Genomic DNA, 17776 nt, shown 5'->3' on the forward strand with positions numbered 1-17776 from the left:
ATTAATTAGATTTAAATGGTGTGTAGCCTGTTACTTCAAGCTTGTATCCGGAAAGGCTAGGCACTGGAATAGGATTGGCGAGTAAGCGCATTTTGCCAACGCCGATATCTTTGAGGATTTGCGCGCCGATGCCATAGCTACGGAAATCAGTTTTTCGAGCTAGTGACTTTACTGCAGCTTCAGCATGTGTGCCATTTAATTTATGAAAATGAGCTAACCAGTCTGCATCATTAGGAGCTGCAACGCCAGAAGCATTGAGAAGAACTGCCACACCAGAAGGGGCTGCAGCTAACTTCTGCAAAGCTTGGGCTAAAGGCCAGGAGTGCGTACTGACATTCGAGTCCAGGAAATCTAATACTGTGACGGGCTCATGAACGCGGACCAAGGTTTCTTTAGTCTCTAGGGGTTTGCCATGAACTAGCGCCAAGTGAATGCAAGAGCTTGGCGTATCGCGATAAATGATTCCTTGAAACTTGCCCCAAGGAGTGGTGAATTCACGCTCACCCTCGCGAACTACAATACTCTCGTGTTGGCTGCGGTATTGAATTAGGTCGGCAATGCTGCCAATCTTTAATTGATGTTCTTTTGCAAACTCGAACAAGTCTGGCAATCGTGCCATACTGCCATCATCTTTCATGATCTCGCAAATAACGGCAGTAGGAGAGCAACCAGCCATTGCAGCTAAATCACATCCAGCCTCAGTATGACCAGAGCGAATCAATACGCCACCGGGTTGCGCCATCAATGGAAAGATATGGCCTGGCTGAACTAGATCATTAGGCTTCGCATTTGCGGCAACTGCGGTCTTGATGGTGTGGGCACGATCTGCTGCTGAAATACCAGTAGTAACACCACTGGCTGCCTCAATCGAAACAGTGAAATTAGTGCCCATCGAAGTGCCGTTGTCCCGCACCATTAGGGGTAGGTTAATTTGTTGGCAGCGCTCACGCGTCAAAGTAAGGCAAATTAAGCCACGACCATGCTTGGCCATGAAATTCACAGCCTCTGGAGTGACGTGATCGGCAGCAAGTACCAAATCACCTTCATTCTCGCGATCTTCTTCATCGACCAGAATGACCATCTTGCCGGCTTTGAGCTCGGCAACGATTTCTTCTGTGGAGGCGAGGTTATTTTGCATAGCCCTCTATTTTAAGCTGAGGAGGGGGTTTCGGGTTTCAGCCTAGGATCCTGCGGTCAATATTGGAGCAATATCCAGTTTTTCTGACAGTGGGTACCCATGAAAGGCCTATTTTTGCAGCCTTCATCTCGAGAAAATGGGCTGTGCACTTTCGAATTCAAAAATCCTCGCCACCCCTTAAATCAAATGTCATGGCTAATGGATTCATCTTACTAGAGGTTCTGGTGGCCATGAGTCTAGTTGCAAGTAGTTGGGTGGGCTTGAGCAATACCTATCAAGGGATGATTTTGCGCTTAAGTCAACTCCAGGAGAAAAGGGCAGAGCTCAGAAAAGAGATGGACAGGCATGAGCTCGACATATTGACTGCTGCGCAACTAAATCACTCAAACCAAATTTCACGAAAGTTAGCGGATGAATCTATTGGAATGTCTCGTCGGTCTCGCCCTATCTCTAGTCTTGGTCGCACCACTCATAAAAAATAGCGGTGAGTTCATCGCCAAACAAATCCAGAATGAAAAATCACAGTCTTTTACTTCGGAAGCAGATCGTGCACTGGAATTAATCGGGCGCGCTATTCGGATGGCTGGTTATCAAAATGCTAATTCAGCGATTGCATCTATAGGAAAAAATTCTCCTTCGGGTAATTACATTCAGATTCAGAAAAATAGCGGATATCGAGGTTCTGACTCGCTGATAGTGAAACAGGAGATTTCTCAAGGGGTTGACTTCGATTGCATCGGTAATACTTTGTCAAAAGAGCGCACTAAAAACAATTTATCGCAGCAAGGATTTTTAGTGGATCGGCAAGCATCTACTCCAAAAGGAGTGAAGGTCAATGGCGGTTCTCTAATCTGCCAATCACTTGATCGTCAGGGGCGCATCCAAAACACAACCTTAATGAATAGCATTCACCACCTTTCCATTGAGCCGCTTCCAGCCAGTGCTGGTAAGGCTTTTAAGATAAATCTGGAGATGACTGATGGTGGATCCATTCACCAGAGCTTTGAGCGAATATTTACCACTCGTAATCTACGGTGAATCTACTATGGTTCTTGCTTGGGTCTTATCGCTACTGACGCTACTCTCTATGCTGGTCTTTCAGTTAGAGCGCTTAACTGCACTTGAAGTTATGAGCGTCAATACCTATGTAGAAGCTCAGAAGGAATTTATTGCCGCAGAAAAAGCTCTTCTTGAATGTGAGCAACATCTTTCTAATATCACCGTCATAGAAAATCCTCCTTGCCACATACAGTCAGTCGGAAAAAATCTTTGGTTGCTATCGAGCAAATCAAAACCTAGTTTGGAGATTCTCATATTCTTAGATGAAAAAACCAATATCGCTACACGGTTAAATTGGCGACAGAACTTTGAATAAGCAAGACCAAGGTTATAGCTTGTTAGAGTTGATGGCTGTTGTATTAATTATTGCCATCATGGCGATATCGACATTGCCTCTATTGCATGAGCAAATGGCCGCTCGAGACGTTGACACCATTGCGAGACGATTTATTGCGCATGCTCAATTTGCAAGAGCTCAAGCATTTGTATTGGGCGTGCCTGTACACATTACTCCATTGAATGGAGATCTATGGGAAGAGGGTTGGGTGGTTAAAAACGTTTGCGATAAACGTCAACCAAAATCAGCTTGTATTGAGCGGCGGTGGATTTCTCAAGGCGATCTTGGGCGGGTGTATTTCAAGGGTGGGGGTAGGCAGTTTATTGACCCTCATACATCCAAGAGGGGTATTTTATTTAACGCAGCTGGGGCTGCCAAAACAGCCCAAGGTGGGTTTGTAGCGAATCGTCTGATATTGGGTCACGACCGAGAGTCTAGGCTCGAGAGGCATCTCATACTAGGCAGCGGGGGTCGCTGGAGAATTTGCGATCCTACTAAGGACTCCAAAGCCTGCAAGTAAGGTGGGTAAATTTGCTGCTTCTGCCCACAATCGGTTTTAATAGACCTATGTACACCGCAGTCGACCATCAATTTATGAGCCAGGCAATAGTCGAGGCTCAAAATGCCCTTTACCTATCTAACCCCAACCCACGGGTCGGATGCATCATTGTGAAAGGCGGAGTAGTGATTGGGCGCGGACACACCCACAGGGTAGGAGGATCCCATGCAGAAGTTCAGGCATTAGCTGATGTAAAGGCCAATGGTTTGGACGCTGTTGGATCTACGATCTATGTCACCTTAGAGCCCTGCAATCACACTGGTAGAACGCCGCCTTGTGTCGACGCTTTAATCGCGGCTAAACCATCCTTAGTGATTGCGGCAATGTCAGATCCCAATCCCTTGGTTGGTGGCAAAGGTCTTGAGCGATTAAAGGCTGCGGGCATCGATGTGCGTTGTGGTTTATTGGAATCTGAAGCTCAAGCATTGAATCAGGGATTTATTTCTAGAATGACTCGAGGTTTGCCTTGGGTTCGCATGAAGATCGCTGCCAGCTTAGACGGCAAGACAGCTTTAGCAAATGGCCAAAGCCAATGGATTACTGGCCCCTTAGCTCGGGCGGATGGCCATCATTGGCGTGCTCAAGCTTGCGCCATATTGACTGGTGTCGGCACCGTTAAAGAAGATGACCCAAGCCTTGATGTGCGAGATGTCAAAACCGAACGTCAGCCTTGGAGAATTATTGTGGACTCTAAGCTCGAGACACCACTGAATGCTAAGGTATTGAGTAAGTCCCAAGCATCCGGTGTCATTTTGGTTTGCGCCTCCTTGGATTCTCAGGAGAGTCAAGACAAAGCAAAAGCATTGGATGCACTTGGTGTTGAAGTCCTTGCGATAGCTAACGCGAATGGCAAGGTGGATTTACCTAAACTCTTTGCGTATTTAGCAAAAGAGCGTCACATGAATGAAATCCATGTCGAGGCTGGATTTAAGCTCAATGGATCCTTGCTGAGAGAAAATTGTGTTGATGAATTGTTGCTCTACTACGCACCCTTCTTTATGGGTGAGGGTATTGGGATGACTAATATCGCCCCATTGACAGCACTAGATCAACGTCAAGATTGGCAAATCATCGATCAAACTCTGTTTGGTTCTGATCTTCGTTTGCGTCTAAACAAGAAATAGCATTTCAAGAAAATTACATAACCTATTTAAGATTTCAATATGTTTACTGGAATTATTACGGCAGTTGGTCAAATCAAGAGTGCTAAAGATAAAGGCGACGGCCTGCATTTGGTGGTTGAGGTGCCCCCTGGATATCTCGATGATGTTGTTTTGGGTGACAGTATTGCGATTCAAGGTGCTTGTATGACAGCCACTGAATTGACTGATACTACTTTCGCTTTAGATATCTCGCGTGAGTCTTTGAATAAGACGATTGGCCTAGATAAAGTGGGGCCAGTGAACCTGGAAAAAGCCTTGCGACTAAATGATCGCTTAGGCGGCCATTTGGTAAGTGGGCATGTGGATGGTGTTGGCAAGGTATTGCACTTTGCAACTGTCGCTGAGGATGCTTATGGTTCTTGGCTTCTGCAAATTGAAGCCCCGAAGACATTGGCCCCATTCTTGGCATACAAGGGATCGATTGTTGTTAATGGCGCTTCCTTAACAGTCAATAAAACGCAAGATCGTCAAGACGCTTGCTTAGTAGATATCAACATCATTCCCCACACACTCGAGAACACGACCTTGGGCAAGCTAAAGCAGGGTGATGCAGTGAATCTAGAGGTAGATTTAATTGCGCGCTATGTAGCGCGGATGTTGGAAACTCAACCTAAGTAACTATTTTCTTTTGCCTGCTTCTTTGTAAACAGCTGACTGATTTCGCTTACCAACTGCAATAATAAGAACGATAAGTCTATGGTCTATGACTTCATAAACTAGCCTGTAGCCAAGTGCTGCTAGTTTTATCTTATAGAAATTATCTAGGTCACCATGTAACTTGGCAGAAGTAATTCTGGGATTTTGAACTCGTTTCTCAAGCTGTTTTTTGAACTGGCTACGAACTGAGTTATCTAATTTTTGCCACTCTTTTAAAGCAAGTACATTGAACTCAAGACTATAGGTCTTCAAGTTTTACTTTCACAGTTTTTCCTGTACTGCGTGCCTTAATGACTTTGATGAGTGAGAGATCATCCACCAAGTCAAGAAGTGCTTCATACGCTTTTGCTGACAATAAATAGGCTTCAGGTTTATTGTGATTCAGGACGGCCACGGGTAGGTCCCCGGCAATCTCTAAAATTTTGCTCGGATTACGCCTAAGATCAGTCATGCTGACTGTAGTTTTGGCATGAATGGTTTGTGTAATTGTCATAATAAAATACCCATAATTTAGTGCATTATTATGTGTTTTTTCTAAAAAGTCAAACCCTTTGCAGAGTGGGGAATCACTCTGATTTAGCTTAGCCTCTCCGGTAGCGCGTTGGATCGCTTAAGTTGGCCTGCTTAAAGCCTACTTGTCTTAGGCGGCAAGATTCACACTCACCACATGCTTCACCTAAATCGTTTGCCTGGTAGCAAGAAACGGTTTGCGAGTAATCAACACCTAAGGTAGTGCCCAGCTGAATAATTTCTGCTTTGCTCATGCTAATGATCGGCACATGAACCCGAAAGCGATTCTCATTATTAAGCGCCTCAACACCGGCTTTAGTTGCCAGGTTCGCCATCATCTCAAATGAAGCAACATATTCTGGACGGCAGTCTGGATAGCCTGAGTAGTCAACGGCGTTGGCGCCATAAAAAATATCTAGGCCGCCTAATGACTCAGCCCAGCCTAAAGCAAGTGATAGCAAAATCGTATTGCGAGCAGGAACATAAGTCACGGGGATTTCTAGATCTTTGCCTGGGGTAATTGGGATATCGATGGATGAGTCAGTCAAAGCTGAACCACCAAAGCGAGTAAGGTCTAAATTCACTACCTCGTGACGAATGACGCCCATCTTCTTGGCAATATGTTTTGCTGCTGCTAACTCAGAAGAGTGACGTTGACCGTAACTAACTGACAAAACATAGGGCGCGTAACCAAGGTCTTTTGCCAGAGCCAGAATTGTGCTCGAATCTAAGCCACCAGAAAACAAAATGACGGCAGGTGCATTTGGCTTGCGAGGAGCAATATTTTGAAAAGCAGCAGATAACTTAGACATGGAAAAGTATTGGAGCCTTAGTTACTGAATTACTTTGTAGCGGCGATGAGTTGCTGCGCATCTTTTGCTGCTTCAGTATCTGGATACTTGCTGATGATCTCGCTAAAAGTTTTCTTGGCAGCTGCTTTATTGCCACTCTCCAATTGCGCATTGCCTAGAGTCAACATAGCTGATGGAACACGGGGATGTGTTGGGTAGCGCTTAATGAGACTTTGTAGCTGAGCAATCGCACCGGCGTAATCCTTGTTGGCATATTTACTATTGCCACTCCAAAAGAGTGCCAATGGTACATATGGGCTCTTGGGATAGCGATTCACAAAAGCTGCGAAGCCCTCATCTGCCCTCTTGAGATTGCCTGACTGGAAGGCTTTTAAGGCATCGTCATAAGCTTTTTTCTCGCCAGGTTGAACTGTGCCGCTGATACCCTCAATGGTTGCTGTACGGGGCTCAAAATTGCCTAAGCGGCTATCCAGATCTTGGTAGTAAGTCTTCTGGCTGGTGCTGATATCGTCACCTTGCTTTTCAAGGTTTTCAATCTTGCCGCGAAGCTCCGCATTATCAGCCTTGAGTTTTTCAATCTGATTTTGTAAATCCATTTGTGCAGTCGCAAATGATTTGCGTAAATCTAAGATGGCTTTGCGTGCATCATCATCGGCAAAGATCGCCCATGCATTGTTCGAGGTGCTTAAGCAAAGAGCCGCAGCACTTAAACAAAACGCTCGTGAGAGCGTTTGTTTAAAAGAGTGTGTAAGGGTACGCATTAGTTAGTAATGTAAACAATGTCAGCACGGCGATTTTCTGCCCACGCCGCTTCGTTATCACCTTCAGCTTTAGGTTTTTCTTTACCAAAGCTCACTGCTTCCATTTGATTCTCAGAAACACCCATCAAATTGAGTGATTTACGCACTGCATCTGAACGACGCTGACCTAAAGCTAAGTTGTACTCTGCAGTGCCACGCTCATCGGTATTGCCTTGAATGATGATTTTTTGCTTAGGATTGGCTTTTAAGAAACTGGCATGAGCAGATAATTGTTTTTGGTATTTAGTTTGAACGGTGTATTCATTCAAATCAAAGTACACACTACGCTGAAAGAGTGGGCTGCTTGGATCATTCCATGGCTGTGAGCCAAAGTTTCCGCTACCGCCACCATTAGCACCGTCAACATCATCTAGTTTGACGCTAGAGCATGCCGCCAAAAAAAGTGCTATTACGCCAACAAGGCTGAGGGTTGCTGCACGGCGTGCAATAGAAATCTTCATGATCTGTCCTTTTTCCTACAAACTGAGTAACTAAATAAGCTAATAGCCAATATTATGCCCCTAAGAGCTCAATATTGGCTATTTCGTCAGAAAGATCTGGCAGCCAAGCTATGGCCTAGTAAGGCTTAGTCCATAAATGGTCCCCAAGACGGTTGACGTACATCAGACCCCGGAATACTTAATATTTGCTTAGAGTTTCCGTCCACTGACACCGCAGCTAAAACCCGTTTGCCGCCTACCTTAGTGGAATACAGAACATAACGACCGTTTGCCGCAAAAGAAGGGGACTCATCGCTAGTTCCATCGGTGAGCGCTTGGGAATCGCCTGTTGCTAGATTGAGGATATAGAGGCGGAAGGCTCCACCAATATTGGCGATATAGGCTAAATATTTACCATCCGGTGAAATGCGTGGCGAAGTGACAAAACCCTGCTTGAAGGTAATTCGTTTGGCGCCATCAACCTGTTCACCTTCAGCACTCATGCGGTAAATCTGTGGATTGCCGCCACGATCACTTGTGAAGTAGATGTAACGACCATCAGCAGAATATTGAGGTTCAGTGTCAATAGTGTAACCACGAGTAAGGCGCTGTAAGCCCGTTCCATCAGCGTTGATGCTGTAGATCTGGGTATTGCCGTCTTTTGAGAGGGAGATCGCTAACTTTTTGCCATCGGGTGACCAGGCTGGCGCACTGTTATTGCCTTTTTGGTTTGAGAGGGCAATGCGGCGGCCAGTAGCGAGCTCGTGAACATAGATGACTGGCTTACGATCTTCAAAAGAAACGTAGGCTACTTTCTTGCCATCAGGTGACCATGATGGGGAGATGATTGGCTCACTACTATTCATGGCATTACGAATATTTTGACCATCCGCATCGGATATCACTAAACGATAGCGTTTACCTTCTTTAATAACGTAAGAGAGTCGGGTTGAAAAAATACCGCGCTCACCCAATAGCTTGAGGATGATGTCATCGGCAATTTTGTGAGCTGCTGCACGTAAATTATCTGTGCTGGAATTAATGTTTAAGCCGCCAAGGCTTTCGGATTTACGAATATCAAAAAGCTTATAGCGAATTTCAAATTGACCTGCGCTAGTCTGCACCACAGAGCCTAAAGCCAAAGCATCTGCACCACGAGCCGCCCAAGATTTGTAGTTTGGTGTGCCTTCATCACTTTCGCTGGCATTACCGTTTTCGGTATTTTTAAAATAACCACTGCGCGCTAAGTCCTGGCGAATGATGTCAGTTACGCTAGTTGGTAGTTTGTTCTCATCTTTGAAGCGCATCACTGCGATAGGATAGAGGGACTGTCCTACGCCGGTGATTTCAATATTCATTTGGGCTAGCGCTGAAGAACTCAGTCCGGCCATTGATAATACCGCTAGGGTTACTGACACTACTGATGAAAAATACTTTTTAGCAACTTGCAACATGCTTTAGTCCTTGGGTTTAAAGGTCAGCTTAACTTCTCTTTGAGGAATTTTGCCATTGTCGTCTTTCGGCAGACTTTCTGCGCGAGTCAGTGCCAGGAGAACTGCCCGATCCCATCCTGCATTACCGCTGGAGGTCACTAGATCTGTACTTAAGATTGCACCATCCGGTGCGAGGTTTACTTTAACAACTGCCGCAGGGTTACCGCTGATAGATTCTGGATTAAACACGATGAGCGGTTTTACTTTCTTAACTACCTTATCTGTCCAGCCAGGAGGAGCATTGCCGCCACCGCCGACACCGCTACCGCTTGTGCCACCACTACCACCTTCAGCCCCGGCAGCTGCGCGTAAGCGTGCTAGCTGATCTGCACGCACTTTTTCAGCGGCAGCATTGGCTTTAGTTTCTGCAGGTGCAGCAGCTTTCGGTGCTTCAGGCTTTTTAGGCTTCTCTTTTTCTTTTTCCTTGGGTGGAGGAGGCTTAGTTGGAGTGACTGGCTTTGGCGTTTCTTTCACTACTTCTTTTTTAGGGGGCTCTGTTTCAACCTTCTTTTTCTTAATGGCGATGTCCGCTGCTTCTTCCTTCATCTCAGTTTTGATTTCAGGAACGACAGGCGTTTCGACTTGTTGGCTTACATCCCAAAGTTCAACTTCAACGCCTGAAGGGGTTGAGTTATTCCAGCTAATGCCGATGACCAAGAAAGCTATTAGGCCTAAGTGTACGGCTAGTGAAAAACTAAAAGCACGTGTAGTGCTTTCGTTTTTAGTAGGGCGCCCTCGTTTAAAGTTTAATGAGCTTGGACGAAAAGTTTGCGCGCTATTCATGTATGCAAGGCAAGGAGGCTTATTGGCTCTTCACGGCAAGGCCGACACGCTTCACGCCATTCTCTTTCAGCTTGGACATCACTTCCATTACCACTTCATACTTAATGGATTTATCTGCAGCAAGGACAACAGGTTGCTCAGCAGATTTTTCTGCCTGTGATCTTGCAAATGCACCGAGTTCAAATTTATTTAAGGTTTGAACTGGATCGCCATCTTTGCGCACGATGACATTTTCATTGGCATCGATTGTTAAAAAGACGGGTGGCAATGATTGCACTTTTGCACCGCCTACTGTTGGTAAATTCACAACGCCAGGATTCACCATCGGCGCGGTGACCATAAAGATCACTAGCAATACCAACATCACATCAATGTAAGGCACCACATTGATGTCGGACATTGCCCGACGTTTCGAGGATTTTCTGAGTGAGCCTGCCATGCTTATCTACCTGAAGCTTGACGTTGCAAGATGTTGGTGAATTCTTCAATGAAGGTTTCAAAACGAATTGCTAAGCGATCCACATCCGTTGCTGCGCGGTTATAAGCAACCACCGCAGGGATAGCAGCAAAGAGGCCAATAGCAGTAGCCACCAGTGCTTCCGCAATACCCGGGGCGACCGCTGCCAGAGTAGCATTTTGTACGTTAGCCAGGCCGCGGAAGGCATGCATGATGCCCCAAACGGTGCCAAAGAGGCCGATATAAGGAGAGACTGAGCCTACGGAGGCTAAGAATGGCAGATTAGCTTCCAGCACGTCCATTTCACGTTGGTAGGTGGCTTTCATGGCGCGACGGGCAGCATCTATCTCTCGACCCTTGGTGAACTCCTGCATGCCTGCTTCGAAGATGTGCTCCAGAACGGCATCGCTACGGGTATTGCGCTGGGCGGCCTCTAAAAGGGTGTGGAGGTCGCCGCCAGACCAAAAGTCTCGCTCAAAGCGCTCGGTATCGCGCCTTACCCCTCTCAGAATGGCAGTTTTCTTAAAAATGATGGTCCAAGAGGCTACTGACATGCCCAGTAATAACAACATTACTAACTGGACTAATAGGCTGGCATTCAGGACGAGAGAGAGAAATGAGAGATCTTGAGTAGGTGTCATGGTGGATTTTGTATGATGTAGGTTGATTTTACTAAGTTAATTCACTCAGCAATACAACTTCATCAGGATTATGACCATGTTTGACCGCCAAAATACCTTAGCCAAAACCGACCCGGAATTATGGGCATCGATTCAGAATGAAAATAAGCGTCAAGAAGATCACATTGAACTGATTGCATCTGAGAACTATGCCTCTCCAGCAGTGATGCAGGCGCAGGGCTCTCAGCTCACCAATAAGTACGCTGAAGGCTACCCAGGCAAGCGTTATTACGGCGGTTGTGAGTTTGTAGACGTGGCTGAGCAGTTGGCGATTGATCGAGTAAAGGCTTTATACGGTGCTGAAGCGGCTAACGTTCAGCCTCATTGCGGCGCATCCGCAAACCAAGCGGTATTTTTGGCTTTCCTGAAACCTGGCGATACCTTCATGGGAATGAGTTTGGCTGAAGGCGGTCACTTGACCCACGGCATGGCCTTGAATATGAGTGGCAAGTGGTTTAACCCTATTTCTTATGGCCTCGATAAAAACGAAGCGATCGATTACGAGCAAATGGAGCGTTTAGCTCGTGAGCACAAACCTAAATTGATTATTGCTGGTGCATCTGCTTACTCTCTTGTGATCGATTGGGAGCGCATAGGTAAGCTAGCTAAAGAAGTCGGCGCCATTTTTATGGTGGACATGGCGCATTACTCTGGTTTGATTGCTGCTGGCGTATACCCAAATCCAGTACCGCATGCTGACATCGTTACCTCCACAACACACAAGAGTTTGCGCGGCCCTCGTGGCGGCATTATCCTGATGAAAGCTGAGCACGAGAAGGCCATTAACTCTGCAGTATTTCCAGGTCTACAGGGCGGTCCATTAATGCATGTTATCGCAGCTAAGGCAACAGCGTTTAAAGAAGCGCAAGAGCCTAGCTTTATTGAGTATCAAAAACAAGTGATTGCAAACGCAAAAGTATTGGCTGAGACTTTGATCTCACGCGGTCTGCGAATTGTTTCTGGTGGTACAGATTCTCATGTGATGTTGGTAGATTTGCGTGCTAAGAAAATGACTGGTAAAGAAGCTGAGCGTGTATTGGGCGAGGCGCACATTACTTGCAACAAGAACGGTATTCCAAATGATCCAGAAAAGCCAATGGTGACAAGTGGTATTCGTTTGGGTTCACCAGCAATGACTACACGTGGATTTAAAGAGGCGGAAGCACGTCAAGTTGGTAATTTCATTGCAGATGTTTTGGATAATCCAAATGATGCTGACAATATCGCTAAGGTTCGTGCACAAGTTGCTGAGTTGACCAAGCGTTTCCCGGTTTACGGCTAAGACAAATAACTAGTCAAACTAAAACATAAAGAAGAACCACATTGCGCTGCCCTTTCTGCCATAACGACGATACTCAGGTACTAGATACCCGGGTATCGGATGAAGGCGATACCATTCGCCGCCGCCGCCGTTGTGCAAAGTGCGATAAACGATTTACGACTTACGAGCGTGTAGAGCTGGTGCTGCCAGCAATCGTGAAGAAGAACGGCAGTCGTGTTGAATACAGTCACGATAAGTTGGTTAGCTCAGTCAAGCTAGCATTGCGTAAGCGCCCAGTCTCTTCCGACTCAGTTGATGAATCGATTGCTCGTATTGAAGAAAAGCTTCTTAGCTTAGGCGAAAAAGAAATCCCGAGTGAGCGCGTAGGTGAGTTAGTGATGCGTGAACTCAAGCGCTTAGATAAAGTGGCCTACATCCGCTTTGCTTCTGTCTATAGAAGCTTTGCTGATATTGAATCTTTCGAGAGCGCTCTGAAAGAGTTGAAGTAAAGCTACGATTTTTATAAAAGTATTTTTTTTGGGGGTGCTGATCTGATGCGCAAAGTGTTAGTTACGGGCGGCACTGGTTATATTGGATCGCATACGGCAATCCAATTGGCTAATGCCGGTTTTGAGGTCGTCATTCTCGACAATCTATCCAACAGCAGCAAGGGCGTTGTTGCACGTATAGAAGAGCTCTCAAAAAGGCAGGTTGATTTTATTGAAGGTGACATTCGTGATCATGAGCTTCTTAGAAATATTTTTTCGCAACATACATTCGATTCCGTAATCCATTTTGCTGGCTTAAAGGCCGTCGGAGAATCAGAAGAGCAACCCTTAAGATATTTTGATAACAATGTTTCGGGTAGCATTGTGTTGTTTGATGAGATGATTAAGGCTGGTGTATATAAGCTGATTTTTTCATCTTCAGCAACTGTGTATGGGGATCCGGGCTATGTTTGTTATAGCGAGAACACTCCCTTGGCCCCGATTAATGTTTACGGCCGCACTAAGTTGATGGTTGAGGATATTTTGCGTGATCTAAAAAAATCACAGCCAAAATGGCAAATCGCGTTGCTGAGGTACTTTAATCCAGTAGGCGCTCATGAATCAGGCCGCATTGGCGAAAATCCATTTGGTGTTCCGAATAATTTGATGCCATTCATTTCGCAGGTGGCGATTGGAAGACGCTCAAAGTTGATGGTCTATGGTAATGATTATGCGACCCCAGACGGTACTGGATTAAGAGACTATATCCATGTTGAAGATTTGGCTGCTGGTCATGTGGCTGCACTCAAGACCCTTGGAGATGTAAACCCTTTTATTACCCTCAATCTAGGAACTGGTAAGCCGTATAGCGTCCTAGAAATGATTAGCGCTTTCGAGAGAGCGTCCGGCATCAAGATTCCTTACGAAATTGTCGGTCGTCGTGCCGGGGATTTGTCTGAATACTATGCCAACGCTGATTTAGCCAAAGAAATACTAGGGTGGCAAGCGAAGTTAGGAATTGATCGTATGTGTGCCGATACTTGGTGTTGGCAAAAAAGTAATCCTGAGGGTTATGGCATCGATTAGCTAAAAGATTGTGAGCCACAAAAAAGGACTGCATGCAGTCCTTTTTTACATTCGCAGATTGCAAAGGTGTTGATTATTTCAATTCTGCAAAAATAGAAGCAGTAATGTCATCAACGTTACCAGTGCCACTTACCTTGCGGTAGGCGGGAGCCTTTACTTTGTCAGCTACATTATTTTGTGTTGCCCAAGTAGAGTAGTACTCCACTAGCGGACGAGTCTGGTCGTTATAAACCTGCAAGCGCTTGCGAACGGTTTCCTCTTTATCATCATCACGCTGAATCAATGCCTCACCAGTCACATCGTCTTTACCTTCCACTTTTGGTGGATTGAAGGTAACGTGATAAGTACGACCTGAGGCTGGGTGAACGCGGCGACCACTCATGCGGTCAATGATGGCATTAAACGGCACATCGATTTCTAAAACGTAATCGATTGGTACGCCAGCATCCTTCATGGCTTGAGCTTGTGGAATGGTTCTTGGGAAGCCGTCAAACAAGTAACCCTTGCTGCAGTCAGGTTGAGTTAAGCGATCTTTTACCAAGCCAATGATGATGTCATCGGAAACGAGACCGCCAGCATCCATAATTTTTTTGGCTGCAATACCAAGTTCAGTTCCAGCCTTAACAGCAGCGCGCAACATATCGCCTGTCGAGATTTGTGGAATGGCAAATTTTTCGCAAATGAACTGAGCTTGTGTTCCTTTGCCAGCACCTGGTGCACCGAGCAGAATTAAGCGCATTGTTTTCCCCTTAGAAGCCCTCATTGTCCCGTATTTTTTCGGGATCCTTTGTTATCAATTCCTAGGATTATCCCCGAGAACCCCCGAATAAATAGATTCTGGGCTAGCTGGCCAAGATGCGGCGCACCCGCTCGAGGTCCTCAGCTGTATCAACCCCCGCTGGTGGGGCTTCGCTGGCTGTGTAGACGGCAATACGATAGCCATTCCAGAGGGCGCGGAGTTGTTCTAGAGCTTCAGCTTGCTCAGGGGGCGCCGGTTCAAGGCGGGTGTAAGCCTGCAGAAAGTCGGCACGATAGGCATAGATGCCCAAATGACGTAAATGGGTGACCACCTGCCCAGCGTTTGGATCCCGCACAAACGGAATAGTGGCTCTCGAGAAGTAGAGCGCTTCATTAGAGCGGTTGAGGACCACTTTGACTACATTGGGGTTATTAATTTCCGCGGTATCAACAATGGGGACTGCCACAGTTGAAATCGCGCAAGCGGCATTTTCGGCTAAGGTTTGAGCAACCTGATTGATTAAGTCTGGCGGAATCAGTGGTTCATCACCTTGCACGTTCACAATCAAAGTATCTGTTGGTAGTTTTAGCAGTTGAGCTACTTCTGCAATGCGGTCTGTACCAGTTGGATGATCTGCACTAGTTAATAAGCACTCAATACGATGTTCATCACACGCTGCCTGAATTTCTGTTGAGTCAGTTGCTACTACAACACTTTGGGCATTGGATTGCTGCGCACGCTCAGCCACACGAATCACCATAGGCTTGCCACCAATATCAGCTAGCGGTTTGCGAGGTAGGCGAGTAGACCCTAGTCTTGCGGGAATAACAACCAAAAACTCAGGAGGCTTGGAGGTGCTGTTGCTCATTGGATTGCTTGCGCTGAGTCAATGCTAGATGATTTCATCAGCAGAAAGGCTGCGAGCTTCATCAACTAGCATTACTGGGATGTCATTACGAATGGGGTAGCCCAAGCGATCCGCTTTACAGATGAGCTCGTGTTTTTCTGCATCTAAATGCAAAGTACTTTTGCACAAGGGGCAGACCAAAATCTCTAATAAGCGCTTGTCCATATTTAATCTTTGCTATCTTTTATAAAGTGTATTGATTTGGATCAGGTCTTTGCAGAATAGACTGCAACCAGTCTGATAATGTTTTTGGAATCTCTAAACTCATTGGAACCACCCAAATACGTTCATCCTGTATTGAGGTGCATTTTACGGCATCCTTTTCGGTAATGAGGATGCACTCAGCATTAATGGCAGAGAAAAATTCATGGGTGTAGGTGGCATGATCAGCCAAGCCAATGGATTTGCCTGCAATTCCTTGTTTCAGTAAGTCATCAAAAAAGCGTTGTGGATTACCAATTGCAGCAACAGCCGTAATCTTGTTTGGAAGATAAGTTTCTGCAATGGAAGATAAAGATTGTGTATTGCTTGGATGATTTAGTTGATAGGGTATGCCGAGTTGACTACTCAGCGTGAAAGCGCGCCGCCCTAAAAAATATTCATCAATGTGATTGGAGAGCGTGATAGCACCAGTCATTAAAGTGGCATCTCGCTCACGCGCTGCAGGCTCGCGTAATGGGCCGGCAGGCAGCAAGAAGCCATTACCTTCACCGCGTTGATCGCGCACTACAAACTCAATATCACGGCCACCTTCTCGGGCGGGCCAGCGCAGCAGACTTCGATGCTGTAAGCCATCATCACTGATGATGACGTTCACCGAGGGGTCATGTTTTAGTAAAGACTGAATGCTGAGGGTTCGTTTGGGGTGGACCCAAATCGGAAACTGGTCATCAGTACGCTGAGCAATTAAGACGGGTTCATCGCCGACGTCTGCAGGATTGGAATCACTTTTTACTTGGCGGGGTGTGCTGAATGCAGTTGCACCATAACCTCTGCTAATAATTCCGGGTTTCCAACCCATACTTGCTAGTTGCTCAGCCAAGGCAATGACGATAGGAGTTTTACCGGTGCCGCCTACGCGAATATTGCCAACAATAATGATCGGTACTGGCGCTGGTTTGCGTCTTCCTAAGTTCAGCTCATCTACAAAATCTAAGGCTTGATTTACCCAACCATAAATCTTAGACAAAGGCCAAAGCACAAGACTGATTGGCCCACGTCTTTCCCAAAACCGAGGAGCCTTATTAAAGAAAGAAGATTTTTTTGGGGATGACATTAAAGGCGACTGTTTGAGCTCAATGTTTTGGTGTGTTGGATTACTTCTTAGTAGTTTGACTGCTAAACACAATATTAGGTAGGTTGGCATCACGCGCAGCCTCTAAAGCACTCATAACAGCTTGGTGGGGTGCTTTAGCATCGGCATCGATATTGACTTGGATGGCATTGTCTTTGTCGAGTGCATTGAGACTATTGCTTAATTGGCTACGGTCAGTCACTTTGCCATTGATAGCAAAGCGCCCGTCGCGACTGACTGCAATATGAATTTGTTTCACCTCCGACTGGCTTGCTGCGCCATTTGTAGTGGGTAGGGTGATAGCTAACTCTTGGTAGCGGGTAAATGTAGTGGAGATCATCAGAAAGATCAGCACTACTAACAACACATCAATAAAAGGAATGAGATTGATCTCAGGCTCTACCGGAGCTGTTCTTACCCCCAGCGAAAATTGACCTCGATGCTGAAGTTTATTTTCTAACCAACTCATTTTGTATCCGCAGAATGTGGATAGAGTTTTTTAAATAATTGACGGGTAAATTCTTCGCACTCATGTTGGCGTTGATTTGCCATTGCACGCAGACCGCGCCATGCAACTAAAGCAGGAATCGCAATCAACAATCCAAAAGCGGTGTTATACAGAGCAATGGAGATGCCGTGCGCTAGCTGTTGAGGACTGCCGACACCCTGACTACCAAAGATTTCAATCATGCCGACAACGGTCCCAAAGAGTCCCAGGAGGGGGGCAATGGTTGCGATAGTGGCCAAGATGCCAAGATAGCGCTCCAGCCTTAACCAAGTAGATTCAGCGCTGGCTTGCAATTCTTCTAAGGCGGAGTCTGCGGGGCTGCCAGAGGCTTTTTCCCTAAGGATGCAGGCAAAGAGGCTGCCCACTGGGGTAAGTTGGCTGACTGCCTGAATTTCGGGTTCTGAGACTGTCTTTTGCTGGCAAATAGCATTGGCTAGGCCAAATACCGTTTCTAAACTATCTTTAGGAAATAGATGAATTTGACGCAAATACCAGGCGCGCTCTATGACAATGGCCAGCCCGATAATGGAGATGAGAAGAAGTGGCCAGATAGGCCAGCCAGCAGACAGTAAGATTGAGTACATAAGCTCAGTACTTTAGCTGAA

Annotated in this window: 25 protein-coding genes; 9 read left to right on the forward strand and 16 right to left on the reverse strand. The window is 46.1% G+C overall.

All coding sequences use genetic code 11. From position 1 onward, the window contains the following. Position 1: 1 nt before the first annotated feature. Positions 2-1138 (reverse strand): bifunctional 3,4-dihydroxy-2-butanone-4-phosphate synthase/GTP cyclohydrolase II, encoded by a 1137-nt coding sequence (gene ribBA / locus ICN27_RS01475; protein WP_216268693.1) that lies wholly within the window; start codon positions 1136-1138, stop codon positions 2-4. Between the two features lie 191 nt (positions 1139-1329). Here ribBA and ICN27_RS01480 point away from each other — a divergent pair, with 191 nt between their 5' ends. From ICN27_RS01480 to ICN27_RS01505, 6 genes are read left to right on the forward strand one after another with little or no spacing between them, the layout of a single operon-like run. Continuing rightward, positions 1330-1620: a hypothetical protein gene (locus ICN27_RS01480; protein ID WP_216268694.1), complete on the forward strand. Its 291-nt coding sequence runs from the start codon at positions 1330-1332 to the stop codon at positions 1618-1620. Beyond that, positions 1550-2176, forward strand: a complete 627-nt coding sequence (locus ICN27_RS01485) for a hypothetical protein (RefSeq protein ID WP_216268695.1) — start codon at positions 1550-1552, stop codon at positions 2174-2176. The genes ICN27_RS01480 and ICN27_RS01485 overlap by 71 nt, the downstream gene beginning before the upstream one ends. Positions 2177-2183: 7 nt before the next feature. Next, positions 2184-2513 carry a hypothetical protein gene (locus ICN27_RS01490; RefSeq protein ID WP_216268696.1) on the forward strand — a complete coding sequence of 110 codons (330 nt, stop codon included), beginning with the start codon at positions 2184-2186 and terminating at the stop codon, positions 2511-2513. Next, the gene (locus tag ICN27_RS01495; protein ID WP_255534924.1) at positions 2506-3054 is read left to right on the forward strand and encodes a GspH/FimT family pseudopilin; all 549 of its coding nucleotides are present in this window, start codon (positions 2506-2508) and stop codon (positions 3052-3054) included. The genes ICN27_RS01490 and ICN27_RS01495 overlap by 8 nt, the downstream gene beginning before the upstream one ends. 47 nt (positions 3055-3101) lie before the next feature. Further along, positions 3102-4217, forward strand: coding sequence for a bifunctional diaminohydroxyphosphoribosylaminopyrimidine deaminase/5-amino-6-(5-phosphoribosylamino)uracil reductase RibD (gene ribD / locus ICN27_RS01500; RefSeq protein ID WP_216268697.1), 1116 nt, complete (start codon positions 3102-3104; stop codon positions 4215-4217). Between the two features lie 39 nt (positions 4218-4256). After that, entirely contained in the window at positions 4257-4874 is a 618-nt protein-coding gene (locus tag ICN27_RS01505; protein ID WP_216268698.1) for a riboflavin synthase, read from the forward strand. On the opposite strand, the gene ICN27_RS01510 is transcribed toward ICN27_RS01505, so the two are convergent. The 9 genes from ICN27_RS01510 to tolQ all read right to left on the reverse strand — a co-directional run bounded on the left by ICN27_RS01510 (position 4875) and on the right by tolQ (position 10849). Continuing rightward, on the reverse strand, positions 4875-5165 hold the full coding sequence (locus ICN27_RS01510; protein WP_216268699.1) for a type II toxin-antitoxin system RelE/ParE family toxin: 291 nt from the start codon (positions 5163-5165) through the stop codon (positions 4875-4877). Next, the gene (locus ICN27_RS01515; RefSeq protein ID WP_215302514.1) at positions 5152-5406 is read right to left on the reverse strand and encodes a type II toxin-antitoxin system prevent-host-death family antitoxin; all 255 of its coding nucleotides are present in this window, start codon (positions 5404-5406) and stop codon (positions 5152-5154) included. Before ICN27_RS01515 ends, ICN27_RS01510 begins: the two co-directional genes overlap by 14 nt. Before the next feature lie 88 nt (positions 5407-5494). Next, entirely contained in the window at positions 5495-6235 is a 741-nt protein-coding gene (queC, locus tag ICN27_RS01520) for a 7-cyano-7-deazaguanine synthase QueC (RefSeq protein WP_216268700.1), read from the reverse strand. A 29-nt stretch (positions 6236-6264) separates the two neighbouring features. After that, positions 6265-6996: a tol-pal system protein YbgF gene (ybgF, locus tag ICN27_RS01525; protein ID WP_216268701.1), complete on the reverse strand. Its 732-nt coding sequence runs from the start codon at positions 6994-6996 to the stop codon at positions 6265-6267. After that, positions 6996-7496 (reverse strand): peptidoglycan-associated lipoprotein Pal, encoded by a 501-nt coding sequence (gene pal / locus ICN27_RS01530; protein ID WP_216268702.1) that lies wholly within the window; start codon positions 7494-7496, stop codon positions 6996-6998. Before pal ends, ybgF begins: the two co-directional genes overlap by 1 nt. 125 nt (positions 7497-7621) lie before the next feature. Further along, the gene (tolB, locus tag ICN27_RS01535) at positions 7622-8929 is read right to left on the reverse strand and encodes a Tol-Pal system beta propeller repeat protein TolB (protein WP_255534925.1); all 1308 of its coding nucleotides are present in this window, start codon (positions 8927-8929) and stop codon (positions 7622-7624) included. Positions 8930-8932: 3 nt separating this feature from the next. Further along, a complete protein-coding gene (gene tolA / locus ICN27_RS01540; protein ID WP_216268703.1) occupies positions 8933-9751 on the reverse strand; it encodes a cell envelope integrity protein TolA in 819 nt (272 codons plus the stop codon). A 19-nt stretch (positions 9752-9770) separates the two neighbouring features. Next, on the reverse strand, positions 9771-10190 hold the full coding sequence (tolR, locus tag ICN27_RS01545; protein ID WP_215305811.1) for a protein TolR: 420 nt from the start codon (positions 10188-10190) through the stop codon (positions 9771-9773). Positions 10191-10192: 2 nt separating this feature from the next. Then, a complete protein-coding gene (gene tolQ / locus ICN27_RS01550; protein WP_216268704.1) occupies positions 10193-10849 on the reverse strand; it encodes a protein TolQ in 657 nt (218 codons plus the stop codon). 76 nt (positions 10850-10925) lie between these two features. Between tolQ and glyA the strand changes: the two genes are divergently transcribed. The 3 genes from glyA to galE are packed head-to-tail and all read left to right on the forward strand — an operon-like array spanning position 10926 to position 13723. Next, a complete protein-coding gene (gene glyA, locus ICN27_RS01555) occupies positions 10926-12170 on the forward strand; it encodes a serine hydroxymethyltransferase (RefSeq protein ID WP_216268705.1) in 1245 nt (414 codons plus the stop codon). A gap of 41 nt (positions 12171-12211) precedes the next feature. Next, complete coding sequence (gene nrdR, locus ICN27_RS01560) at positions 12212-12658, forward strand: transcriptional regulator NrdR (protein WP_015420459.1); 447 nt, start codon at positions 12212-12214, stop codon at positions 12656-12658. Between the two features lie 45 nt (positions 12659-12703). Beyond that, the gene (gene galE, locus ICN27_RS01565; RefSeq protein ID WP_216268706.1) at positions 12704-13723 is read left to right on the forward strand and encodes a UDP-glucose 4-epimerase GalE; all 1020 of its coding nucleotides are present in this window, start codon (positions 12704-12706) and stop codon (positions 13721-13723) included. Positions 13724-13796: 73 nt separating this feature from the next. Here galE and adk read toward each other — a convergent pair whose 3' ends face one another. The 6 genes from adk to ICN27_RS01595 all read right to left on the reverse strand — a co-directional run bounded on the left by adk (position 13797) and on the right by ICN27_RS01595 (position 17755). Then, on the reverse strand, positions 13797-14462 hold the full coding sequence (gene adk / locus ICN27_RS01570; RefSeq protein ID WP_216268707.1) for an adenylate kinase: 666 nt from the start codon (positions 14460-14462) through the stop codon (positions 13797-13799). A gap of 103 nt (positions 14463-14565) precedes the next feature. After that, positions 14566-15330, reverse strand: coding sequence for a 3-deoxy-manno-octulosonate cytidylyltransferase (kdsB, locus tag ICN27_RS01575; protein ID WP_216268708.1), 765 nt, complete (start codon positions 15328-15330; stop codon positions 14566-14568). 24 nt (positions 15331-15354) lie between these two features. Continuing rightward, positions 15355-15534, reverse strand: coding sequence for a Trm112 family protein (locus ICN27_RS01580; protein ID WP_216268709.1), 180 nt, complete (start codon positions 15532-15534; stop codon positions 15355-15357). A 19-nt stretch (positions 15535-15553) separates the two neighbouring features. After that, positions 15554-16645 (reverse strand): tetraacyldisaccharide 4'-kinase, encoded by a 1092-nt coding sequence (gene lpxK / locus ICN27_RS01585; protein WP_216268710.1) that lies wholly within the window; start codon positions 16643-16645, stop codon positions 15554-15556. Positions 16646-16685: 40 nt separating this feature from the next. Next, positions 16686-17132, reverse strand: a complete 447-nt coding sequence (locus ICN27_RS01590) for a biopolymer transporter ExbD (protein WP_216268711.1) — start codon at positions 17130-17132, stop codon at positions 16686-16688. After that, complete coding sequence (locus ICN27_RS01595) at positions 17129-17755, reverse strand: MotA/TolQ/ExbB proton channel family protein (RefSeq protein WP_216268712.1); 627 nt, start codon at positions 17753-17755, stop codon at positions 17129-17131. Before ICN27_RS01595 ends, ICN27_RS01590 begins: the two co-directional genes overlap by 4 nt. Positions 17756-17776 lie beyond the last annotated feature (21 nt).

The organism is Polynucleobacter sp. Nonnen-W13, assembly GCF_018881735.1.
In the GTDB taxonomy this organism is placed as follows: Bacteria; Pseudomonadota; Gammaproteobacteria; order Burkholderiales; family Burkholderiaceae; genus Polynucleobacter.

Bases quoted from the DNA above. Each gene is read 5' to 3' on its own strand.
- ribBA (WP_216268693.1), bottom strand. From the start codon at position 1,138: ATGCAAAATAACCTCGCCTCCACAGAAGAAATCGTTGCCGAGCTCAAA.
- ICN27_RS01480 (WP_216268694.1), top strand. From the start codon at position 1,330: ATGGCTAATGGATTCATCTTACTAGAGGTTCTGGTGGCCATGAGTCTA.
- ICN27_RS01485 (WP_216268695.1), top strand. From the start codon at position 1,550: ATGAATCTATTGGAATGTCTCGTCGGTCTCGCCCTATCTCTAGTCTTG.
- ICN27_RS01490 (WP_216268696.1), top strand. From the start codon at position 2,184: ATGGTTCTTGCTTGGGTCTTATCGCTACTGACGCTACTCTCTATGCTG.
- ribD (WP_216268697.1), top strand. From the start codon at position 3,102: ATGTACACCGCAGTCGACCATCAATTTATGAGCCAGGCAATAGTCGAG.
- ICN27_RS01505 (WP_216268698.1), top strand. From the start codon at position 4,257: ATGTTTACTGGAATTATTACGGCAGTTGGTCAAATCAAGAGTGCTAAA.
- ICN27_RS01515 (WP_215302514.1), bottom strand. From the start codon at position 5,406: ATGACAATTACACAAACCATTCATGCCAAAACTACAGTCAGCATGACT.
- queC (WP_216268700.1), bottom strand. From the start codon at position 6,235: ATGTCTAAGTTATCTGCTGCTTTTCAAAATATTGCTCCTCGCAAGCCA.
- ybgF (WP_216268701.1), bottom strand. From the start codon at position 6,996: ATGCGTACCCTTACACACTCTTTTAAACAAACGCTCTCACGAGCGTTT.
- pal (WP_216268702.1), bottom strand. From the start codon at position 7,496: ATGAAGATTTCTATTGCACGCCGTGCAGCAACCCTCAGCCTTGTTGGC.
- tolB (WP_255534925.1), bottom strand. From the start codon at position 8,929: ATGTTGCAAGTTGCTAAAAAGTATTTTTCATCAGTAGTGTCAGTAACC.
- tolA (WP_216268703.1), bottom strand. From the start codon at position 9,751: ATGAATAGCGCGCAAACTTTTCGTCCAAGCTCATTAAACTTTAAACGA.
- tolR (WP_215305811.1), bottom strand. From the start codon at position 10,190: ATGGCAGGCTCACTCAGAAAATCCTCGAAACGTCGGGCAATGTCCGAC.
- tolQ (WP_216268704.1), bottom strand. From the start codon at position 10,849: ATGACACCTACTCAAGATCTCTCATTTCTCTCTCTCGTCCTGAATGCC.
- glyA (WP_216268705.1), top strand. From the start codon at position 10,926: ATGTTTGACCGCCAAAATACCTTAGCCAAAACCGACCCGGAATTATGG.
- galE (WP_216268706.1), top strand. From the start codon at position 12,704: ATGCGCAAAGTGTTAGTTACGGGCGGCACTGGTTATATTGGATCGCAT.
- adk (WP_216268707.1), bottom strand. From the start codon at position 14,462: ATGCGCTTAATTCTGCTCGGTGCACCAGGTGCTGGCAAAGGAACACAA.
- kdsB (WP_216268708.1), bottom strand. From the start codon at position 15,330: ATGAGCAACAGCACCTCCAAGCCTCCTGAGTTTTTGGTTGTTATTCCC.
- ICN27_RS01580 (WP_216268709.1), bottom strand. From the start codon at position 15,534: ATGGACAAGCGCTTATTAGAGATTTTGGTCTGCCCCTTGTGCAAAAGT.
- lpxK (WP_216268710.1), bottom strand. From the start codon at position 16,645: ATGTCATCCCCAAAAAAATCTTCTTTCTTTAATAAGGCTCCTCGGTTT.
- ICN27_RS01590 (WP_216268711.1), bottom strand. From the start codon at position 17,132: ATGAGTTGGTTAGAAAATAAACTTCAGCATCGAGGTCAATTTTCGCTG.
- ICN27_RS01595 (WP_216268712.1), bottom strand. From the start codon at position 17,755: ATGTACTCAATCTTACTGTCTGCTGGCTGGCCTATCTGGCCACTTCTT.